The sequence below is a fragment of the Hydrocarboniphaga sp. genome, from assembly GCF_965279055.1.
GTDB lineage: Bacteria > Pseudomonadota > Gammaproteobacteria > Nevskiales > Nevskiaceae > Hydrocarboniphaga.
Window position 1 is genome coordinate 1,501,138 of the sequence record NZ_OZ257125.1, and the last position, 18,648, is coordinate 1,519,785.

The 18,648-nt window shown below is 65.9% G+C and carries 18 protein-coding genes; 8 read left to right on the forward strand and 10 right to left on the reverse strand.

Features of this window, described 5'->3' with window-relative positions; all coding sequences use genetic code 11:
- Nucleotides 1-111: 111 nt before the first annotated feature.
- Nucleotides 112-999, reverse strand: a complete 888-nt coding sequence (locus ACQZF9_RS06895) for a universal stress protein (RefSeq protein WP_428312519.1) — start codon at nt 997-999, stop codon at nt 112-114.
- Nucleotides 1,000-1,171: 172 nt separating this feature from the next.
- Here ACQZF9_RS06895 and ACQZF9_RS06900 point away from each other — a divergent pair, with 172 nt between their 5' ends.
- Together ACQZF9_RS06900 and ACQZF9_RS06905 are read left to right on the forward strand one after the other, a co-directional pair.
- Nucleotides 1,172-1,729 (forward strand): sigma-70 family RNA polymerase sigma factor, encoded by a 558-nt coding sequence (locus tag ACQZF9_RS06900; RefSeq protein ID WP_428312520.1) that lies wholly within the window; start codon nt 1,172-1,174, stop codon nt 1,727-1,729.
- Between the two features lie 3 nt (nt 1,730-1,732).
- On the forward strand, nt 1,733-2,485 hold the full coding sequence (locus tag ACQZF9_RS06905; protein WP_428312521.1) for an anti-sigma factor domain-containing protein: 753 nt from the start codon (nt 1,733-1,735) through the stop codon (nt 2,483-2,485).
- Between the two features lie 36 nt (nt 2,486-2,521).
- Here ACQZF9_RS06905 and ACQZF9_RS06910 read toward each other — a convergent pair whose 3' ends face one another.
- From ACQZF9_RS06910 to ACQZF9_RS06930, 5 genes are all read right to left on the reverse strand, one after another.
- Nucleotides 2,522-4,498 carry a response regulator gene (locus tag ACQZF9_RS06910; protein ID WP_428312522.1) on the reverse strand — a complete coding sequence of 659 codons (1,977 nt, stop codon included), beginning with the start codon at nt 4,496-4,498 and terminating at the stop codon, nt 2,522-2,524.
- A complete protein-coding gene (locus ACQZF9_RS06915; protein ID WP_428312523.1) occupies nt 4,498-4,956 on the reverse strand; it encodes a response regulator in 459 nt (152 codons plus the stop codon). Before ACQZF9_RS06915 ends, ACQZF9_RS06910 begins: the two co-directional genes overlap by 1 nt.
- A 15-nt stretch (nt 4,957-4,971) precedes the next feature.
- Nucleotides 4,972-7,278, reverse strand: a complete 2,307-nt coding sequence (locus ACQZF9_RS06920) for an ATP-binding protein (RefSeq protein WP_428312524.1) — start codon at nt 7,276-7,278, stop codon at nt 4,972-4,974.
- The gene (locus ACQZF9_RS06925; protein ID WP_428312525.1) at nt 7,275-7,877 is read right to left on the reverse strand and encodes a biliverdin-producing heme oxygenase; all 603 of its coding nucleotides are present in this window, start codon (nt 7,875-7,877) and stop codon (nt 7,275-7,277) included. Before ACQZF9_RS06925 ends, ACQZF9_RS06920 begins: the two co-directional genes overlap by 4 nt.
- 159 nt (nt 7,878-8,036) lie before the next feature.
- Nucleotides 8,037-8,504 carry a Spy/CpxP family protein refolding chaperone gene (locus tag ACQZF9_RS06930; RefSeq protein WP_428312526.1) on the reverse strand — a complete coding sequence of 156 codons (468 nt, stop codon included), beginning with the start codon at nt 8,502-8,504 and terminating at the stop codon, nt 8,037-8,039.
- 173 nt (nt 8,505-8,677) lie between these two features.
- On the opposite strand from ACQZF9_RS06930, the gene ACQZF9_RS06935 reads away from it, so the two are divergent.
- The gene (locus tag ACQZF9_RS06935) at nt 8,678-9,385 is read left to right on the forward strand and encodes a response regulator (RefSeq protein WP_428312527.1); all 708 of its coding nucleotides are present in this window, start codon (nt 8,678-8,680) and stop codon (nt 9,383-9,385) included.
- Nucleotides 9,382-10,797 (forward strand): sensor histidine kinase, encoded by a 1,416-nt coding sequence (locus ACQZF9_RS06940; RefSeq protein ID WP_428312528.1) that lies wholly within the window; start codon nt 9,382-9,384, stop codon nt 10,795-10,797. The genes ACQZF9_RS06935 and ACQZF9_RS06940 overlap by 4 nt, the downstream gene beginning before the upstream one ends.
- An 84-nt stretch (nt 10,798-10,881) precedes the next feature.
- Here the strand turns inward: ACQZF9_RS06940 and ACQZF9_RS06945 are convergent, their stop codons facing one another.
- From ACQZF9_RS06945 to ACQZF9_RS06960, 4 genes are all read right to left on the reverse strand, one after another.
- Nucleotides 10,882-11,970, reverse strand: coding sequence for a hybrid sensor histidine kinase/response regulator (locus ACQZF9_RS06945; protein WP_428312529.1), 1,089 nt, complete (start codon nt 11,968-11,970; stop codon nt 10,882-10,884).
- Nucleotides 11,957-12,250, reverse strand: coding sequence for a hypothetical protein (locus tag ACQZF9_RS06950; protein WP_428312530.1), 294 nt, complete (start codon nt 12,248-12,250; stop codon nt 11,957-11,959). Before ACQZF9_RS06950 ends, ACQZF9_RS06945 begins: the two co-directional genes overlap by 14 nt.
- Before the next feature lie 10 nt (nt 12,251-12,260).
- Complete coding sequence (locus ACQZF9_RS06955; RefSeq protein ID WP_428312531.1) at nt 12,261-12,527, reverse strand: hypothetical protein; 267 nt, start codon at nt 12,525-12,527, stop codon at nt 12,261-12,263.
- Between the two features lie 285 nt (nt 12,528-12,812).
- Complete coding sequence (locus tag ACQZF9_RS06960) at nt 12,813-13,325, reverse strand: glycine zipper domain-containing protein (RefSeq protein WP_428312532.1); 513 nt, start codon at nt 13,323-13,325, stop codon at nt 12,813-12,815.
- Between the two features lie 238 nt (nt 13,326-13,563).
- Here ACQZF9_RS06960 and ACQZF9_RS06965 point away from each other — a divergent pair, with 238 nt between their 5' ends.
- The 4 genes from ACQZF9_RS06965 to ACQZF9_RS06980 all read left to right on the forward strand — a co-directional run bounded on the left by ACQZF9_RS06965 (nt 13,564) and on the right by ACQZF9_RS06980 (nt 18,498).
- Nucleotides 13,564-15,195, forward strand: coding sequence for a TldD/PmbA family protein (locus ACQZF9_RS06965; RefSeq protein WP_428312533.1), 1,632 nt, complete (start codon nt 13,564-13,566; stop codon nt 15,193-15,195).
- A 13-nt stretch (nt 15,196-15,208) separates the two neighbouring features.
- A complete protein-coding gene (locus tag ACQZF9_RS06970; protein ID WP_428312534.1) occupies nt 15,209-16,543 on the forward strand; it encodes a TldD/PmbA family protein in 1,335 nt (444 codons plus the stop codon).
- Nucleotides 16,544-16,638: 95 nt separating this feature from the next.
- The gene (locus tag ACQZF9_RS06975; RefSeq protein ID WP_428312535.1) at nt 16,639-17,343 is read left to right on the forward strand and encodes a DUF4159 domain-containing protein; all 705 of its coding nucleotides are present in this window, start codon (nt 16,639-16,641) and stop codon (nt 17,341-17,343) included.
- Between the two features lie 159 nt (nt 17,344-17,502).
- Nucleotides 17,503-18,498, forward strand: a complete 996-nt coding sequence (locus ACQZF9_RS06980) for an AAA family ATPase (RefSeq protein ID WP_428312536.1) — start codon at nt 17,503-17,505, stop codon at nt 18,496-18,498.
- The last annotated feature ends 150 nt before the right edge of the window (nt 18,499-18,648 follow it).

Here is an 18,648-nt window from a genome sequence, read left to right on the forward strand (position 1 = left end):
GGCGCTACTCGGGAGGAACGGGTTTTTGTCCCTCCGGCACAAATGCAGCCCGTTCTTCCCGAGTAGCCTCGCTTGCGAGGCGTATCGAGGGACGCATCGCCCGACCGACGCTCAGTCGAACACCGCCGCCTTGACCACCAGCACGTTCTGCCGCGCATGCGACAGCAGGGTTTCGCTGGTGCTGCCCATCAGGAAGCGCTCCAGCCGGCGGCGGTCGTGGCGGCCGGTGACCAGGGTCTGCGCGCCGATCTGCTCGCATAGATCCTCCAGCGCCAGGTCGGTGCGGCCGACGGCGAGATGGCGCCGCGCATCCGGCACGCCGAGCTGGTCGGCGATGAGCCTGAAGCGCTCGCGATGCAGCGCCTGCAGCTCCTCGATCAGCGCCGGCGAAGTGCCCATGACCTGCATCGTCGCGTCCTCGGGCACGTCGATCACCGGCTCGAACACATGGGCCAGGTGCAGCTCGGCACCGGTGTGCCGCGCCAGCTGGCGCGCCTGGTCGACAATGCGCTGGTTCAGCAGGTCCTCGCCATCGGCGCTGGCGATGTCGACCGCGGCGACGATCCGGGTCGGTAGCCCCGGTGAGCCCTCGCCGATCACCAGCAGCGGCACCGGCGAGCGCCGTGCCAGGAACCAGTCCTCGGGCGTGAACAGCAGCCGGCTCAATGCCGACTCGCGGCGCAGCTCCTTGACCACCAGATCCGGCTGCAGCGCCTCGATGTCGGCCAGCATCGCCTCCTGGATCGGTTTGCGCGCGATCAGCTCGCCCTCGACCTGGATGCCGTCGCTGGCCAGCCGAGCCAGGGTCGTCGACAGCCAGGCGGTCGCGGTTTCGGCCGGCAGCGGCTCGGTGGCGTCGTCGAAGGCGCGCAGCAGCAGCGTGGCGCCGCTGACTTGGGCCAGGGCGCTGGCATGGGCCAGCGCCGCGCAGTCGCTGTGGCCGGTGCGCACGATCACCAGCAGCCTGGAATAGAGCTTGGAGTCGGGGGCGTCGCTCATGCGGCTTCTCCTGATTGCCCGGGGGCGGGGCCGGTGTCCTGACCATACGCTGTCCAACATGAGCACAGCCCGTCCGGATGCAAGGCAGCCCGGGCTTTCCTTGCCGCCGCATTGTCCAGTAGCCTTGGCCGTTGCCGCTTGCATCCGGGCCCCGACCTTTTCCGAATACCCCATGGCGCTAGACGCACCCAATCTGCTGGAACGAATAGCGCGGGGCGACCGCACGGCGACGCAGGAATGCATTCGCCGTCACGGTGCGATGGTGTGGTCGCTGGCGCTGCGTTCTACGCACGGCCAGCGTGCCGAGGCGGAAGACGCGGTCCAGGAGATTTTCATCGAAGTGTGGCGCTCGGCGGGCAAGTACAACGCGGAGAAGGGTAGCGAATCGCTGTTCGTAGCGATGATCGCCAGGCGCCGGCTGATCGACCGTTTCCGCGCCCGCGTGCCGGAGTCGGTGGATATTGCGGACCTGGAATTGCATTCGGACGACAACCCGTCGCACGACGCCGAGATCGGCGCCGACTACGGCGCAGTGAGGCAAGGGCTCAAGACATTGAAGCCCGAGGAAAGGCAGGTGCTGGATCTGGGTTTTGTATACGGCATGACGCAGTCGGAAATCGTCGAGAAGACCGGCATGCCGCTGGGTACCGTCAAATCGCACATGCGCCGGGGGCTGATCCGGCTGCGTGAATTCATGGGTGTTTCCCTCACCACCGGACAGGAGGCTTAAAGCATGAACAAGAAGCCTTCCAACCCGGAATTCGACGCGATGCGCGACGACGAGGTGCTGTCATGGCTGACCCAGGACCGGCGCAACAGCCTGGACTGGAACAGCCTCGACGACGAGCAGCGTGAAGCCGAAGCGGCTGCCGCGATGTACGCGCTCGGCTCGCTCGGTGAGTTTGAAAAGATGCCGGACGATGTCGCGGCGCGGCTGATCGCGAGCATTCCGGCGACGGCTGCGGCCACGCCGCCGGCTGCCGCCGTTGCCGCGCCCAAGCGCGGCTGGTGGCACAGCATCGGTCTGGCCTGGGGCTCGGCCTCGTTCGCCAGCCTGGTCGCGGTCGCGCTGGCCCTGCGCCTGGTCAGCCTGCCGCCGCCGCCGATACCCGGGCAGATCGCGCTGGCCTCGCCGGCGCATTACTCGCTGCAGCCGGGCCCGGACGCGGCCGGCCAGGCAGTCAAGGGCGAGGTGGTCTGGGACCCGAGCAAGAGCGGCGGCTACGTCAAGCTCTCCGGCCTGCCGATCAACGATCCGAATCGCGAGCAGTACCAGCTGTGGATTTTCGACGGCAAGCGCGACCAGCGTTACCCGGTCGACGGCGGCGTGTTCAACGTCACCAAGAACGGCGAAGTCGAGCTGTGGATCCGCGTGCCGATCCCGGTGCGCGAAGCGGCGATGTTCGCGGTCACGGTCGAGCAGAGCGGCGGAACGGTGGTGTCGGATCGCGGGCGTATCGTCGCACTGGCTAAAACCGGCGCCTGAGAAGCGTCGCTCCCGCCTGCACGGGAATGACAGGCGCTAACGCCGCGCCGCCGTCAGCGACACGATCAGCTCGTTGAGCCGATCGAAGCCGACCGGCTTGGTCACGTGCGCGGTGAAGCCGGCGTCGCGGCAGCGGCGGATATCGTCGTCCATGCCGTAACCGGTCATCGCGATCGACGGCGCGCTCTGGTGCTGGACGAAGCAGCGCACCACATCCATGCCGTCGCCGTCAGGCAACCCCAGATCGCTGATCAGCAGGTCGAAGCGACCGTCGACCGCCAGCGCGCGCGCTTCCTCGACGTTGGCCGCGGCCTCGACACTGTGGCCGCTCATGTTCAGCAGGGTCACCATCGCCAGCATCGTGTCCTGGTTGTCTTCGACCAGCATGATGCGCAGCGGCCGGTTGCCGCCGCTGGATTCCAGCGGCAGCTGCGAGGCTGCGATCGGCGCGTCGGTCAGCGGCAAGGTGATCGTGAAGCTCGCGCCCTGGCCGTCGCCGGCGCTGAAGGCGGCAAGGTCGCCGCCGTGCCGCAGCGTGAGCGCATGCGCGATCGCCAGGCCCAGACCGAGGCCGCCGAACTGGCGCGTGATCGAGGTATCGGCCTGCTCGAAAGCCGAGAAGATTTTCGGCATCGCCGCTTCGCCGATGCCGATGCCGCTGTCGGTCACGCGCACGGCGATGTGATCGGCGTCGGGGTTGCTGGTTTCGACGACGATGCCGCCATGCGTCGGCGTGAATTTGATCGCGTTGCGCAGCAGGTTCCAGACGATCTGCTGCACGCGCGCGGCGTCGCCGTTGATGTGCGTGGAGGTCGCGTTCAGCCGCGCCTCGACGTGCAGGTTCTTGTCGGCGGCCTCGATGCGCGCATTGTGGATCAGCTCTTCCAGCGCCGCGTGCAGATCCATCGGCACCAGTTCGAGGCTCAGCTTGTCGTGGGAGATCGTGTTGAGGTCGAGCAGATCGTCGATCAGCCGCGCCTCGAGTTCGATATTGCGGCGGATTAGCGGCAACAGCTCGGACAAGCCGTCGGGCAGCACCGCGTGCTGGTCGATGAAGCGCTGTTCGATGAACGTCGTCGCCGCCAGGATCGGCGTCAGCGGCGTGCGCAGCTCGTGCGACAGCATCGCCAGGAACCGGTCCTTGGCGGCGTTGGCGGCCTCGGCCTGTTCTTTGGCCAGGCGCAGCGCGTCGGCGGCGCGGCGCTCCTCGGTGGTGTCGCGGATGATCTTTGAAAAGCCGATCAGATCGCCTTCGTCGTTGCGGATCGCGGTGGTCACCATCGAGGCGAAGAACACCGAGCCGGTGCGGCTGGTCAGCCAGCGGTCGCGCACGTGGCTGCCGTTGATCAACGCGCCGTCCAGCGACAGCCGTACTTCGTCGACGCCGCCAGCGGGCTGGCCGGTGGATTCGAGTGCATACAGACGGCTCACCGATTCGCCGGTGATTTCGTCGGCGCGATAGCCCAGCAGGCGCTCGGCCGCGCTGTTCCAGCTGAGGATGTTGCCGTTGCGGTCGAGTCCGATCACCGCGTAGTCGCGCAGCGCGTCGACCAGCAGGCGGAAGCCGGTTTCGTATTCGCGCAGCGCGCCCTCGGCCTTGATGCGGCTGCGCCGCTCCTGCGACTCGCCGATGGCGCGGCGCACCGTCATCGGCAAGCGCTGCAGGCGCTGCTTGAGCACATAGTCGGTGGCGCCCTGCTTGAGCATTTCCACCGCATGTTCCTCGCCCATCACGCCGGAGACGAAGATGAAGGGCACGCCCGGCGCCTCGACCCGGGCAATCGCCAGCGCCTCGGGGCCGGAGAACGTCGGCAGCATGAAGTCGGCGAGGATCACGTCGAAGCTCTGGGCGCGCAGTTGCGCGCGAAAACCGGCTTCGGTATCGACCAGGGTGACCCTGCATTCGCAGTCCAGCGTGGCGAGGCGCGCCTGCGTCAGCTCGGCATCCAGCGGGCTGTCTTCCAGCAGCAGGATGTCGAGCTTGGCGGGCCAGGCCGGCGGCGAATGCGTCACTACGGGTTTTTCCTGATGACGCGAGCCGAGCCCGGTGGCGGTTCGTTCAGCACCGCCCAGAAGATGCCCAGATCGGAGATCGCATCGACGAAGTCGCGGAATGCGACCGGCTTGACCACGTAGGCATTGACGCCGAGTTCGTAGCTGCGCAGCAGGTCCTGCTCCTCACGCGACGAGGTCAGCATCACCACCGGCACGCTTTTCAATTCGGCGGTCGCGCGCACCAGCTGCAGCACCTCGATGCCGTCGACTTTAGGCAGTTTCAGATCGAGCAGGATCACCGCCGGATTGCCGCTGCCGCGATCGGCATGCGCGCCGCGGCTGAAAAGATAGTCGACGGCGTCGGCACCGTCGCGGCAGATCACCACCTCGTTGGCGAGCTGGCTCTTCTCCAGCGCGATCAGGGTCAGTTCCAGATCCTTGGGGTCGTCCTCGACCAGCAGTATCGGTTTGAGCATGGCGAATCCGAAGCTCTATTGAGCCGGTTGCGGCGGGTCTTGACGGGGTGTCTTCGACGTATCGCCCGGGTTCCGGCTGAGTTCGGCCTTGGGCAAAGTGAACGAAAACACCGCTCCGCGATCGATCTCGCCTCGCGCCCAGACCCGGCCGTCGTGACGCTCGACGATGCGCCGTACATTGGCCAGGCCAATGCCGGTGCCCTCGAATTCCTCCATGCGGTGCAGGCGCTGAAACACACCGAACAGCTTGTTGACGTAATTCATGTTGAAGCCCACACCGTTGTCGGCGACGTGAAACGCCCAGGCATCGGCCAGCTCCTCACTGGTGAAGGAGATCACCGCGGGGCTGCGGGTGCGCGTGTACTTGATCGCGTTGGCGAGCAGATTGCGCAGCGCCAGCTGAAGGAAAGCTGAGTCGGCCACCACCGTCGGCAACGGGCCGATATTCCACTGGACATCGCGGCCGCTGGTATCAGCGCCCAGGTCGCGGATCACCGAGGCGACCAGCTCGTTCATGTGCACCCATCCCAGACGCAGCGCGGCGCGGCCCATCTGCGAAAAACTCAGCAGGTCGTCGACCAGGGTGCCGGCGAAATGCGCGGCCTCGTCGATGTTGTTCAGGAAACGCTGGCCGCGTTCAGTCAGCTGAGCGCCCTCGAACTCCTTGAGCAGGTCGGCATAGCCGACGATGTGGCGCAGCGGCGCGCGCAGGTCATGCGACACCGAATAAGAGAAGGCCTCCAGCTCCTTGTTGGAGCGCCGCAGCTCGTCGTTGAGCGCGGCCAGTTCCTCGGCGCGGCGCAGGGCGATGGCCAGGATCGCGCGGCGCAGTTCTTCGGCGACCTCGATTTCGCTGCGGCGCCAGGGCAAGGTCTTGCCGCGCACCGTCTGGCTCCAGCTGTCGAAGCTGTGGCGCGGATGCAGCACCGATACTTCGGCCGCGGTGCCGGCATCCGGAATCGCCGCCTTGTGCGGGTTTCCGGCCCATTTCACCGTCTGGATGACTTCCGGCCTGAACCACATCACGTAATGCTGGTGCAGCTGCGAGATCGACATCGCGAGCAGGCCCGCGGCCTGCGGCTGCAGCTGCGCCGCCTGCGGATAGTCCAGCGCCAGTTCGTTGCTGGAGTACATGCCGTTGGGCACGCTCGCCGCCAGCCATTCGGCCAGCGCCAGGATCGCGTCTTCGTCGGGCGCGGCGCCGACCCGCTGGCAGCGGCCGGCCGAGACGATCGCCGCGCCGCTGGCGGCGGCCAGCCGCAGCAGTTCGTCGCCGTCGGCGGTCAGACCGTCGACGAAGTTGTCGCGCTCGGCCATCGCCGCGAGCAGGCCGACGAGGCTGCGGCGCAGCTCCAGGCCGTGAGCGGATTCAGCGCGGTCTTCCTTGGCCTCGATCTGCAACGACAGGATCTGCCCCAGGTGTTCGCAGGCGGTGCGCACTTCGAAGGGCACGGTGCGCGCGCTGGCGTGATGACAGCTGATCAGGCCCCAGAGCCGACCGCGGACGATGATCGAAATCGACATCGACGCCAGCGTGCCCATGTTCTTCATGTACTGCACATGCACCGGCGAGACGCTGCGCAGCGCGGCGTGACTCAGATCGGTGGGCTTGCCAGTGTCCGGGTGCAGGGGCGGCAGCAGCGGAACAGGCTGGTAGTGCGCATCCGCGATCAGGCGAATGTGGTTGGCGAGGTACAGCGCGCGCGCCTGGCGCGGGATGTCCGAAGCGGGGAAGCGCAGGTCCAGATACGAGGAATAGCCCTGGTCGCGCGCTTCGGCCAGCACTTCGCCGTCGCCTTCGTCGTTGAAGCGATACACCAGCACGCGGCCGAAGCCGGTGATACGGTGCATTTCCACCGCGGCCAGTTCACACAGCTGCTGCAGCGATTCGGTCTGCTGCAGCTGCGCGACGAACGAGCGCACCAGCGGGTAGATCGCCGCGAACGAGCTGGCGTCGCGTCGCGCGGTCGGCTCCAGTTCGACGATCAGCTGGCCGGCGTGACGATGCGCGACCGCGTCGTAATGCAGGCCGCCGATGCTCATCCGGCCGGCGTAGATCGGCCGCTGCTGCAGTGATTCGCTGGCGAGCACGCGCTCCAGCTGCTGCACGCCGGCTTGACCGACCAGTTGCTCAAGTGGACTGCCGAGCAGCACTTCGGCCGGCTTGCCGGCGACCTCGGCCAGATTGGCGCTGATCTGGATCAGCTGCAGAGCGGGCTCGCCCAGGCTCAGCAGCAGGCCGTGCGGCTGAATCGCGCCCGGCACCTGGATCGCCTCGCGATCGCAGATCGTCAGCAGTTCCGGTGTCAGCAGGTCGTTCATGCGGCCTGTGCCGGTTCGTGAGCCTGAGCGAGGCTGGCGAACCACTGCGTCAGCGAGCGGAACATCGCGCCTGCGGCGGCAACGGCTTCGTCGTGCCGAGCGTCGCCGAGCGCCTGGTCCATCGCCTCGCGGAACGCGCTCCACATTCGGCCGGTGTCGGCGCCGTGGCCGAGAAAATACGAGTAGCCGAGCCCATCGTGCAGACCCAGCTGGCGTTCGAGCCGCGGGCCGATGATGCGGCCGCCTAAGGTCGAGCCCTCCATGACGTAGAGGCAGCCGAACAGCGATGGCAGCGTGTCGGTGGCGGGCAGATCGCCGGCACGCGGCAGCGCGTCGATCTCGTTCGTGTTCAGGCCCAGCGCCAGCAGATCCTGCCGCAACATCGATGCGCGCAGGCGCGGCGCAATCAACGCGGAGAGATTTTTCGGCGCATCGCGTAACAGTTGCTGTTCGTAAGCTTCGACATAGCCGTAGAAGGCCTGCAGCACCTGGCGATAGCGGCTCGCGGTCAGCGAGTCGCTCATCAGGTCGAGTTGTCGTTCAAGGCGACCGTGATCGAGCGCGGTCTCGGCCCTGAGCCTGGCGAATAAAGCCGTCATTTCCCCGGCGCTGGTGACGTGTCGGGGCCATGATAACTGCCGCTCGGACCAAGCGGCAGCGCCTGTCTAAGCGCAGTAACGCGGCAATCCCCGGGTTGCACCCGGGCTACTCGTGACGACGTAGCCCGGGTGAAACCCGGGGCCGTTTCAGATACAGACCTATCGCGGTTCCGGCAGGTCTTCCGGGCCGTCCTTGGGCTCGGGGAGATTGGCCAGCTCGGTGGCGAGCTTGCTGCGCTGGTCCGGCGTCAGCACGCCGTAGATCTGGGTGCGCAGCTCGGCCATTTTCTGCACGCGATTGCGCGCCTCATTGGCTTCGGCATCGGCCAGCTTGGTGGTCAGCGTGCTGAACTCCTTGCTGCCCGGCACCGCCAGATCGTAGCTGCGATGCAGCTGGAACATGGCGTCGCGGCTGGCCTTGCCCTGTTCGCGCCCGGCTTCGAAAAAGCCCTTGATCTGGGTGCGCTGGGCATCGCTCAGATCGAGGTCGCGCAGTTCGTGCATGTAGGGACCGCCCGGGCCGGGTCCGTGGCCATGTCCGTCGGGGCCTGGTCCCTTGCCGGCGTAAGCCACGCCGGACAGGGCAAGGGCGGCGATCAGGGAAGCAGAGGGAATCAAGCGGCGCATATCAATCTCCTGTGGGTCCATCCGCGCTTTCAAGACAGTGGGGGGGATGAGGTGAAAGCGCCGATGTATTCAACCGTGGGGGCGGATCGCGAAACGTTGCGCACCAGTAAAGATGGGTAAACCGCAATCTCCACGCTTGCGGTGAGCGCGCAGCGCAAGCAACAGTACGCTCCATGAACGGACTTCCGAATCGCATTCTGATCGCCGACGACGATCGTGAACTATGCAGGTTGCTGCAGGACTATCTGGGCCGCGAAGGCTTCGATGTCGACGTCGTCCACGACGGCAACGGCGCGCTCGATCGCCTGGCCGATCCGTCGCGCCGCCCCGACCTGATGATCCTCGACGTGACCATGCCCGGCCGCGACGGCCTGCAGACGCTCGCCGAATTGCGCGCGCGTCACGGCCTGCCGGTGATCATGCTGTCGGCACGCGGCGAGCCGGTGGACCGCGTGGTCGGGCTGGAGCTCGGCGCCGACGATTACCTGTCCAAGCCCTGCCTGCCGCGGGAGCTGTTGGCGCGGGTGCGCGCGCGTCTGCGGCAGTCGTCGGCGGCTTTGCCGCAGGCGGTGCAGGCCGGGCCGCTGCGGCTGTTCCCGGGTGAACGCCGTGCGCTGATCGAAGGCATCGAGCTGGAACTCACCGGTGCCGAATTCTCGCTGCTGCTGGCGCTGGCGCAGCGCGCCGGCCAGGTGGTCGACAAGGCCTTGCTGACGCGCGAAGCCCTCGGCCGCGAGATCGAGCGCTTCGACCGCAGCGTCGACGTGCACCTGTCGCGGCTGCGCAAGAAACTCGGCGATGCCTCGGCGCTGGCGCCGCGCATCGAGGCGATCCGCGGCGCCGGTTATCAGCTGATCCTGGCGGGCGGCGCGACGACGTGAGCCGCCTTTACCTGCGGCTGCTGCTGTGGTTCGTGCTCGCCAACGTCGCCACCCTGATGGTGTCGGTGTTCGTCACCGAGCGCATCGCGCGCTACAACTACGGCGACGATCCCGACTGGGCCGCGCTGGCCGAAGAAGCCAACGACGCCTACATCAATCAGGGCACCAGCGGCCTGGTCGCGTGGATCGAACAGCAGCGCCATCGCGGCATCGAGGCCGCGCTGTATGAAAACGAAAAGAGCCTTGGCGGCCGCACGCTGCCGATGCTGCGGCGGCCGCCGTCGCTGTTGTTTTCCGAAGAGCCGGACGAGCGTGATCGTGATCGTCTTCCACCGGAAAATGGCGAGGGCGGACCGCCGCCGCCGGAAGGCACCGCGATCGGCAGCATCAACAGCTTCATCCGCGGCGGCCCGCCGCGCCGGCTGATCACCATCGGCCAGGCGGTCACCGGCCGCGACGGCATCACCCGCCAGCTGGTGGCGATGCGCCGGCCGCGGCCGCCGTTCCCGAGCATGCCGATCGTCTGGGCGACGCAGATCGCGGCGTCGCTGTTGATCATCGGTGTCGTCGGCTGGTGGATCGCGCGCACCATCGCGCGACCGGTGGCGGCGGTGCGCGAGGCCGCGCGGCGCTTCGCGTCGGGTGATCTCGCCGCGCGCGTGCCGGCACGCTATACGCAGTCCGGCGACGAGGTCGGCGATCTGGCGCGCGACTTCGACCGCATGGCGGGTCGCATCGAAACCCTGGTCACCAGCGAGCGCGGCGTGCTGCAGGACGTGTCGCACGAGCTGCGCTCACCGCTGGCGCGCCTGCATCTGCTGCTCGACCTGGCGCAGCGCAGCCCGCCGCACGAGGCCGCGGCGCATTTCACCCGGGCCGAGCACGAAATCAGCCGCCTCGATCAGCTGATCGGCCAGGCGCTGGCGCTGTCGCGGCTGGAATCCGATCTGCCCGGCTCGGACCGGCTGTCGTTCGACTTGAGCGAGCTGCTGCATGCCAAGATCGAAGACTGGCAGCTCGAAGCCGGCGCGCGTGACGTCGGACTGGAGCTGGTCGAATTGCCGGATGGCCTGTCGATTGCCGGCAGCGAAGAACTGGTCGGACGCGCGATCGACAATCTGCTGGCCAACGCGATCAAGTTCAGCGACGACGGCGGCCGCGTGCAGGTGACGCTGTCGCGTCGCGCCAGTGATGTCGAAATCCGCGTGCGCGATCACGGCCCTGGCGTGCCGGAGGAAGACCTGTCGCGGCTGTTCCGGCCGTTCTTCCGCGGCACCAATGCGGTTCGCGCCGAAGGCCATGGGCTGGGACTGGCGATCGTGCAACGCGTGGTCACCGCGCATCGCGGCAGCGTCAGCGCAGTCAATGCGCCCGGTGGCGGGCTGGAAGTCGTTCTGCGTTTGCCGTCGTAGCGGGTCGCGGGCAAGCCCGCTCCTACATCGATGAGCTTTTTGTAGGAGCGGGCTTGCTCGCGACCGAATACCGAACCGAAACGATCAGCTCCGCGGCAAGGTAAACCGCAGCGCCGCGCCACCGCCGCTGCGATTCTCGGCCCAGATGCGCCCGCCATGCGCTTCGACGATGCCGCGGGTGATGTACAGGCCCAGGCCGGTGCCGCCGCGGGCTTCGCGACCGCCGGACCAGTACGGATCGAACAGCTTGTCGAGGTCGCCGTCCTTGATGCCGGGGCCGCTGTCTTCGACCGCGAAATGCACGCTGTCGCGCTCGGCGACCGCGCTGACGACGATCATCGCGCCGCCATCGCAGAACTTGATCGCGTTGCCGATCAGGTTGGAGAACACCTGCATCATGCGCTGGCGGTCGAACCGCAGATCGGTCTTGTCTTCGGGAATATCGCAGCGCAGCTCGATCTGCTTGGCCTGCGCCACCGGCCTGAGCGCGTTGATCGCCTCGCCGAGCAGGCCGTTGACTTCGCCGGCCTCGCGCTGGATCGACAGCCGCCCTGAGCGCAGCGTCGCCATGTCGAGCAGATCCGCGATCATGCGCTGCATGCGCTCCACCGAGCGCTGCAGCATGCCGGCGATTTCCAGTGTCTGCGGCTCGTTTTTCATCGTGCCGATCTGCTGCAGCATCGAGCCGGCCATCGCGACCACGTTGAGCGGGTCGCGCAGATCGTGTGAGACCACGGCGAGCACGTCGTCGCGCACCTGCAGCGCACGCGCCAGTTCCTGCTTGCGCCGGTATAGCGCGAAGAAGGTGTCGGCCTTGTGGCGCAGGATGTTCGGGTCGATCGGCTTGAACAGAAAGTCGACCGCGCCGGATTCGTAGCCGCGGAAAATGCGCTGGGTTTCGCGCGAGGCGGCAGTGACGAAGATGATCGGAACGTGGCGCGAACGCTCGGTGCCGCGCATCAGCTCGGCCAGCTCGAAGCCGTCCATGTCCGGCATGTGCACGTCCAGCAGTGCCAGCGCGACGTCGTGCTTGAGCAGCAGCTCCAGCGCCTCGAAGCCGGAGCTGGCGCTGAGCACGTCGACACCGTCGCCGCGCAGCAGCGCCTCCAGCGCCGTCAGATTCTCGGCGACGTCATCGACGATCAGGCATTTGATCGAGTCAGACGCCGGCATGGTCCGCCATATCGCTCGGTCGACAAGAATTCGGGTGGGCGAGCAGTGGCGCCGGCAGAAGGCGAGCGCTGACCAGCGCCGCGCCGTCGAAGCGCAGGTCGATCGAGGATCTCGAGTAGTTCACCGCAGGGTCCACGGACAACGCCAGCCTCTGGTCTTTCTCGCCGAGCAGATGATAGCCGGGCGGCGCGCAGGACACGCGGTCTATGTGCAGCAGCACCGTGCCCTCGGCCGGCAGCCGGCGCCAAGCGTCGATGACGCGGCGGACAAGGGCGAGCAAGTGCAGCGAGCTAACAGTGGAAGACGTAGCTGCCTCGACGGCGTTGCCGGCTGAACACCCGGCGCGGATGCAGTGCGGTGAAACGTTCGTCGCGGACCAGGAACGCGGGATGGATCGCGCGGGCCGGCAGGCTTCTGCTTTCGGTCACGACGGGCGCCGGCTCGTCTTCGACGAGAGCGGGGTGAGGCGACGACACCAGGCGCAAGGCGCTGCGCTTTTTCTCGCTCACGTCTTCACGCGCGCTGAGCGTGCTGCTGGTTTCGGCTTCTTTGATCATGGGTTCCTCGGGTCGGATGGGCCTTCCCAAGTTCTATGCCGATGCGCAAGTTGATGAAACGAAACGGCTTGTTTGTTTTCTTGAGAACGAGTCCCCTGCATAAAGACGGGAGTGTGCGGAGCGCCCTGCAAAAAGCCGGTCGCGTCGAGGCTGAGAATTCGCAGGGACCCGCGAACAGGGCGGGCGGCCTGCTGTCCGACCCGGTGTCCGCGGACACCGCCCGGACACCGAACGGTCACAAAAAAGGCGGGCCCGAAGGCCCGCCTTTTCTCCACCACCTACCGCTTAGTGATGGCCGTGGCGATCACGGTCCCAGCCACGATGGTCATCGTGACGGTTGTCGTAACGATGGTCATAGCGACCGTCGTAATGACCACCGCGCTGCTCGTACACCACCTTCTCGCGGTACACCGGGCGATACACCGGGCGGTACACGACCGGGGCAGGGCGATACACCGGCGCCGGGCGGTAGACCACCGGAGCGGGGCGATAATAATTGCCACCGCCGTAGTAGCGCTGATCGCCGTAGTAGCGGTCGTCGTAACGGTCACGGCGATGATCGTTGCTGTCGGCGATGGCGACGCCCAGCGCCGCACCGGCCAGCGCGCCGATCACCGTGCCCTGGCTGCCACCCACCGCGTTGCCGACCACGCCGCCGCTGACCGCGCCGATCACGGCGCCGGTGCCACGGTCGCCTGCGAAGCTCGGCGTGACGACGCCGGCCATCAGCACGGTTGCCAGCGCGACGCTCTTGGCGGCGGTGCTCTTGTACCAACGATGGGTGGACTGGGTGTTCATGGTGCTTCTCCTTCGGATGCCTCTTCTTGAGGACGTAACCAGAGTAGGCGCGCACTGTGCACGGAGTGTGTAGCGATCATGGAGATTGGTGGTCTGGCAACGGGGTTTTCCTCTTGTGGGCAGAATTTGTTTGTGCATCCTGACTCGCGGATGAACCCGGCGCGGTTCATGCCTGTCTATGAGCCGTTCGCGGGCCGCGATCGTGGCTCGTGCCGAAAAAAATCCCAGGGAGGAGCGAATGCTCAGACGTGATTTTCTCAAGATGAGCAGTGCCGGCGCCGGTGCGCTGATGCTGCCCATCTATGGCCGCGTGGTGGCGGCCGACGTGCTGGCGACGACGATGGATGTCGCCACCAAGAAGAAGATGGCCACGGTCGCCTTGAACACGGCGACCAAGAACGGCGCCAGCTACTGCGACGTGCGTATCGGCCGCTATCTGCGCCAGTTCGTGATCACTCGCGAAGACAAGGTGCAGAACGTGGTCAACACCGAGTCCATGGGCACCGGCATACGCGTGATCGTCAATGGCACCTGGGGTTTCGCCGCGACCAGCGATTTCTCCGAAGACGGCATCGCCAAGGCGGCGCTGCAGGCCACGCAGATAGCCAAGGCCAATTCCAAGTTCCAGAGCGAGCCGGTGCAGCTGGCGCCGAACAAGGGCGTCGGCGATGTCAGCTGGAAGACGCCGATCCTGAAGAACTCGATGGAAGTGCCGATCAAGGAGAAAGTCGATCTGCTGCTGTCGGTCAACGGCGCGGCGCTGAAGGCCGGCGCCGATTTCGTCAGCTCGATGATCTTCTCGGTCAACGAGCAGAAGTACTTCGCCAGCACCGACGGCTCCTACATCGACCAGGACGTGCATCGCATCTGGCCGCGCTTCGAGACCACCGCGATCGACAAGGCCAGCGGCAAGTTCCGCGATCGCGAAGGCCTGTCGTCGCCGCGCGGCATGGGCTACGAATATCTCGATGGCACCAGCAAGGGCATCACCATGCCGGGCGGCGCCGTGGTCTATGGCGATCGCTACAACATGTTCGACGACGCCACCGCCGCGGCCAAGCAGGCGCGGGCGAAGATCAAGGCGCGCGGCGTCAAGCCGGGCCGCTACGACCTGGTGCTCGATCCTTCGCACCTGTGGCTGACGATCCACGAGTCGGTCGGCCATCCGCTGGAACTGGATCGCGTGCTCGGCTACGAGGCCAATTTCGCCGGCACCAGCTTCGCCACGCTGGACAAGTGGCAGTCGAAGTCCTTCAAGTACGGCAGCGACAAGGTCACGATCTTCGCCGACAAGATTCAGCCGGGAACGCTGGGCGCGGTCGGCTACGACGACGAGGGCGTGAAGACGCAGAAGTGGGATCTGATCAAGGACGGCACGCTGGTCAACTACCAGGCGATCCGCGATCAGGCGCACATCATCGGCCTCAAGGAATCGCAGGGCTGCTGCTACGCCGACTCGTGGAGCAACGTGCAGTTCCAGCGCATGGCCAACGTGTCGCTGCAGCCGGGCAAGTCACCGCTGTCGGTGGCCGACATGATCAAGGACGTCAAGGACGGCATCTACATCATCGGCGACGGCTCGTTCTCGATCGACCAGCAGCGCTACAACGCGCAGTTCGGCGGCCAGCTGTTCTACGAAATCAAGGACGGCAAGATCACCGACCAGATCGAGGACGTCGCCTACCAGATCCGCACGCCGGAATTCTGGGGCGCCTGCGCCGCGGTCTGCGACGATCGCGACTATCGCTTCGGCGGCAGCTTCTTCGATGGCAAGGGCCAACCCATCCAGGTGTCGGCGGTGTCGCATGGCTCGTCGACGGCGCGCTTCAACGGCATCAACGTGATCAACACCGCTCGCAGCCTCGGATAAGGGAAGACAACCAATGACGCTATTTACCGAGCAGGAAGCCAAGACGCTCCTGCAGAAAGTGATCAAGCTGTCCAAGGCCGACGAATGCACGGCCCAGCTGACCGGCGCGATCGAAGGCAACATCCGCTTTGCGCGCAACAGCGTGAGCACCAGCGGCATCATCGACAACACCGAGCTGGTGGTGCAGGTCGCCTTCGGCAAGCGGGTCGGCACCGCGACGATCAACGAGTTCGACGACGCCTCGCTGATGCGTGTGGTCAGGCGCGCGGAGGAACTGGCCAAGCTGGCGCCGGAGAATCCGGAGTTCGTGCCGGCGATCGCCAAGCAGAGCTACAAGGCCACCGACACCTACGTCGAAACCACGGCTGCGATCACGCCGGAACTGCGCGCGCAGGTGGCGTCGGACTGCATCACGCCGTGCAAGGCCAGCAAGCTGGTCGCGGCCGGTTACATGAGCGACAACCGCAGCTATTCGGCAATCGCCAATAGCAACGGCAACTTCGGCTATCAGCGCTACACCGGTTTCAATTTCACCTGCACGGTGCGCACCGAGGACGGCCGTGGCTCGGGCTGGGTCGGCCGCAATCTGGCCGACGTTTCCAAGTTCGAAGCCAAGAGCGAAATCCAGGTGGCGATGGACAAGGCCTCGCGTTCGGCAGAAGCCAAGGCGCTGGAGCCGGGCAAGTACACCGTGATCCTTGAGCCGGCCGCGGCCTCGGGCCTGATCTCGTTCATGATGAACAGCTTCGACGCGCGCCAGGCCGACGAAGGCCGCAGCTTCCTGACCAAGAAAGGCGGCGGCAACAAGGTCGGCGAGAAAGTCTTCGACGAGCGCGTGACCATGTACGCCGACCCGGCCGACGCGACCTGCGCGGTGGTGCCCTGGGACGAAGACGGCTTGCCGCGCGAGAAGATGCCGATCGTCACCAAGGGCGTCGTCGACTATCTGCAGTACTCGCGATTCTGGGCCAAGAAGCAGGGCAAAAAGGCCGTCGGCCAGCCCGGCAACCTGATCATCGCCGGCGGTGACAAGTCGACGATGGACCTGATCAAGAGCACCAAGAAAGGCGTGCTGGTGACGCGCACCTGGTACATCCGCATGGTCGATCCGCAGACCGTGTTGCTGACCGGCCTGACCCGCGACGGCACCTTCTATATCGAGAACGGTGAGATCAAGTATCCGATCAAGAATTTCCGCTTCAACGAATCGCCGGTGATCATGCTCAACAACGTCGAGGAGTTCGGCAAGCCGGTGCGCGTGGCCGACGACGAATCGCCGTTCGTGATGATGGTGCCGCCGATGAAGCTGCGCGAATTCACGTTCTCGTCGTTGTCCGACGCGGTTTAAGGTTCACCGATGTCGTCGGTCGCGGACAGGGTCCGCTCCTGCAAGAGCCAGCTCTGTAGGAGCGGACCCTGTCCGCGACTCTGCTTTCAACGAGTATGAAACGCTCCGAATTCCTCAAATCACTGGCAGGTCTTTTTGCTGCCGGCGTCCTCCCCGAAGTCCACGCCCAGACCCCGCCCGCCGCCGTCTACGATTTCTGGTTCACACGGCTGATGTATGAATCCGGCGACTGGGACGTCGATGCGCGCATGCCGTCGAACATGGCCGACGCGCTGCTGCAGTACACGACTTTGCGCGTCGATCCGACCGAGCATGTGCTGCCTCTGGCCGACAGGCGCATGCTGAGCGCGCCGTTCTGCTATCTAACCGGCCACAAGCTGGTCGAGTTCAGCCCGGAAGAGCGCGCCAATTTCAGCGCCTACGTGAACAATGGCGGCTTCGTGCTGGTCGACGACTGCAATCACGACATTGACGGCCTGTTTGCCAAATCCTTCGAAGCCGAAATGGCCGCGATTTTCGGCGCCGATGCGCTGCAAAAACTGCCGGCCGATCATCCGATCTTCAGCAGCTTCTTCAAGTTCGACAAACCGCCGGCAACCGCTTTCGAACTCAATGGCTGGGGCGACGACCTGGTGCATGAGTACCTGAAAGGCATCGTCATCAACGGCCGCCTCGGCCTGCTGTACAGCAACAAGGACTACGGCTGCGAATGGGACTTCGACTGGCGCAACAAGCGCTTCCAGGGCGAAGACCTGACCAAGTTCGCGGTCAACGTGGTGACGTACGCGCTGACATCGTGATGTGAAAATTCCAACCACCCTCCGTTCGTCCCGAGTAGCCGCGCTTTTCGCGGCGTATCGAGGGACCGGATCGCAGCCTGATCCCTCGATACGCGCCTTCGGCGCTACTCGGGACGAACGGGGTTTTGTTATCCCTTCAATAAAAGCCGTGCACTGGTAATGACTCCCGCCATCAACGAAGACAGCATCCGCCAGCAACTGGCCAAACTCGCCGCGGTGCGCAGCGCGATCGGCCAGACCATCGTCGGACAGCACGAGACCGTCGAGCAGTTGCTGATCGGCCTGCTCGCGGGCGGTCATTGCCTGCTCGAAGGCGTGCCCGGCCTGGGTAAAACCCTGCTGGTGCGCACGCTCGGCCAGGCGCTGAAGCTCGGTTTTCGCCGCGTGCAATTCACGCCCGACCTGATGCCCAGCGACATTCTGGGTACCGAAATTCTCGAAGAGGATCACGGCACCGGCAAGCGCTATTTCAAGTTCCAGCAGGGGCCGGTATTCACCAACCTGCTGCTCGCCGACGAACTCAATCGCACGCCGCCGAAGACCCAGGCGGCCCTGCTCGAAGCGATGCAGGAACACACCGTGAGCTACGCCGGCACCACGTATCCGCTGCCGGAGCCGTTCTTCGTCCTGGCCACGCAGAATCCGCTGGAAAACGCGGGTACCTATCCGCTGCCGGAAGCGCAGCTCGATCGATTTCTGCTGCACATTCGCGTCGACTATCCGAGCGAGGCCGAGGAGCAGGCGATCATCACCCAGACCACCGGCGGCGTCAGCGCCAAGGTCGAGGCGGTGATGGATGGCATTGAGGTGCTGGCGCTGCAACAGCTGACGCGCGAAGTGCATGTCGGTGACGACGTGCTCGCCTGGATCACGCGACTGGTGCGCTCGACGCGGCCGCAGACCAGCAGCGTGAACGAGGTGCGCGAATGGATACGCTGGGGCGCCGGCCCGCGCGCCGGCCAGTCGCTGGTGCTCGCGTCGAAAGCGCGCGCGCTGCTGCAGGGGCGCCTCGCCGCGACGCGTGAAGATGTACAGGCATTGGCCGCGCCGGTGCTGCGCCATCGCCTGCTGTTGAGCTTTGCCGCCGAAGCCGAACGCCGCACTACCGACGACGTCGTCGCCGCGCTGCTGCGCGGCGTGCCGTATCCGGCGTAAAGCCGCTGTAATGCAGCTCAACTTGGTTTTCCCCTCTCCCGCGTGCGGGAGCGGGTCCCGCGCAGCGGGGGGAGAGGGGCCGTTCGCTCGTCGCCCTCTCCCGGCCTTGCGGGCCACCCTCTCCCACACGTGGGAGAGGGGACAGATGCC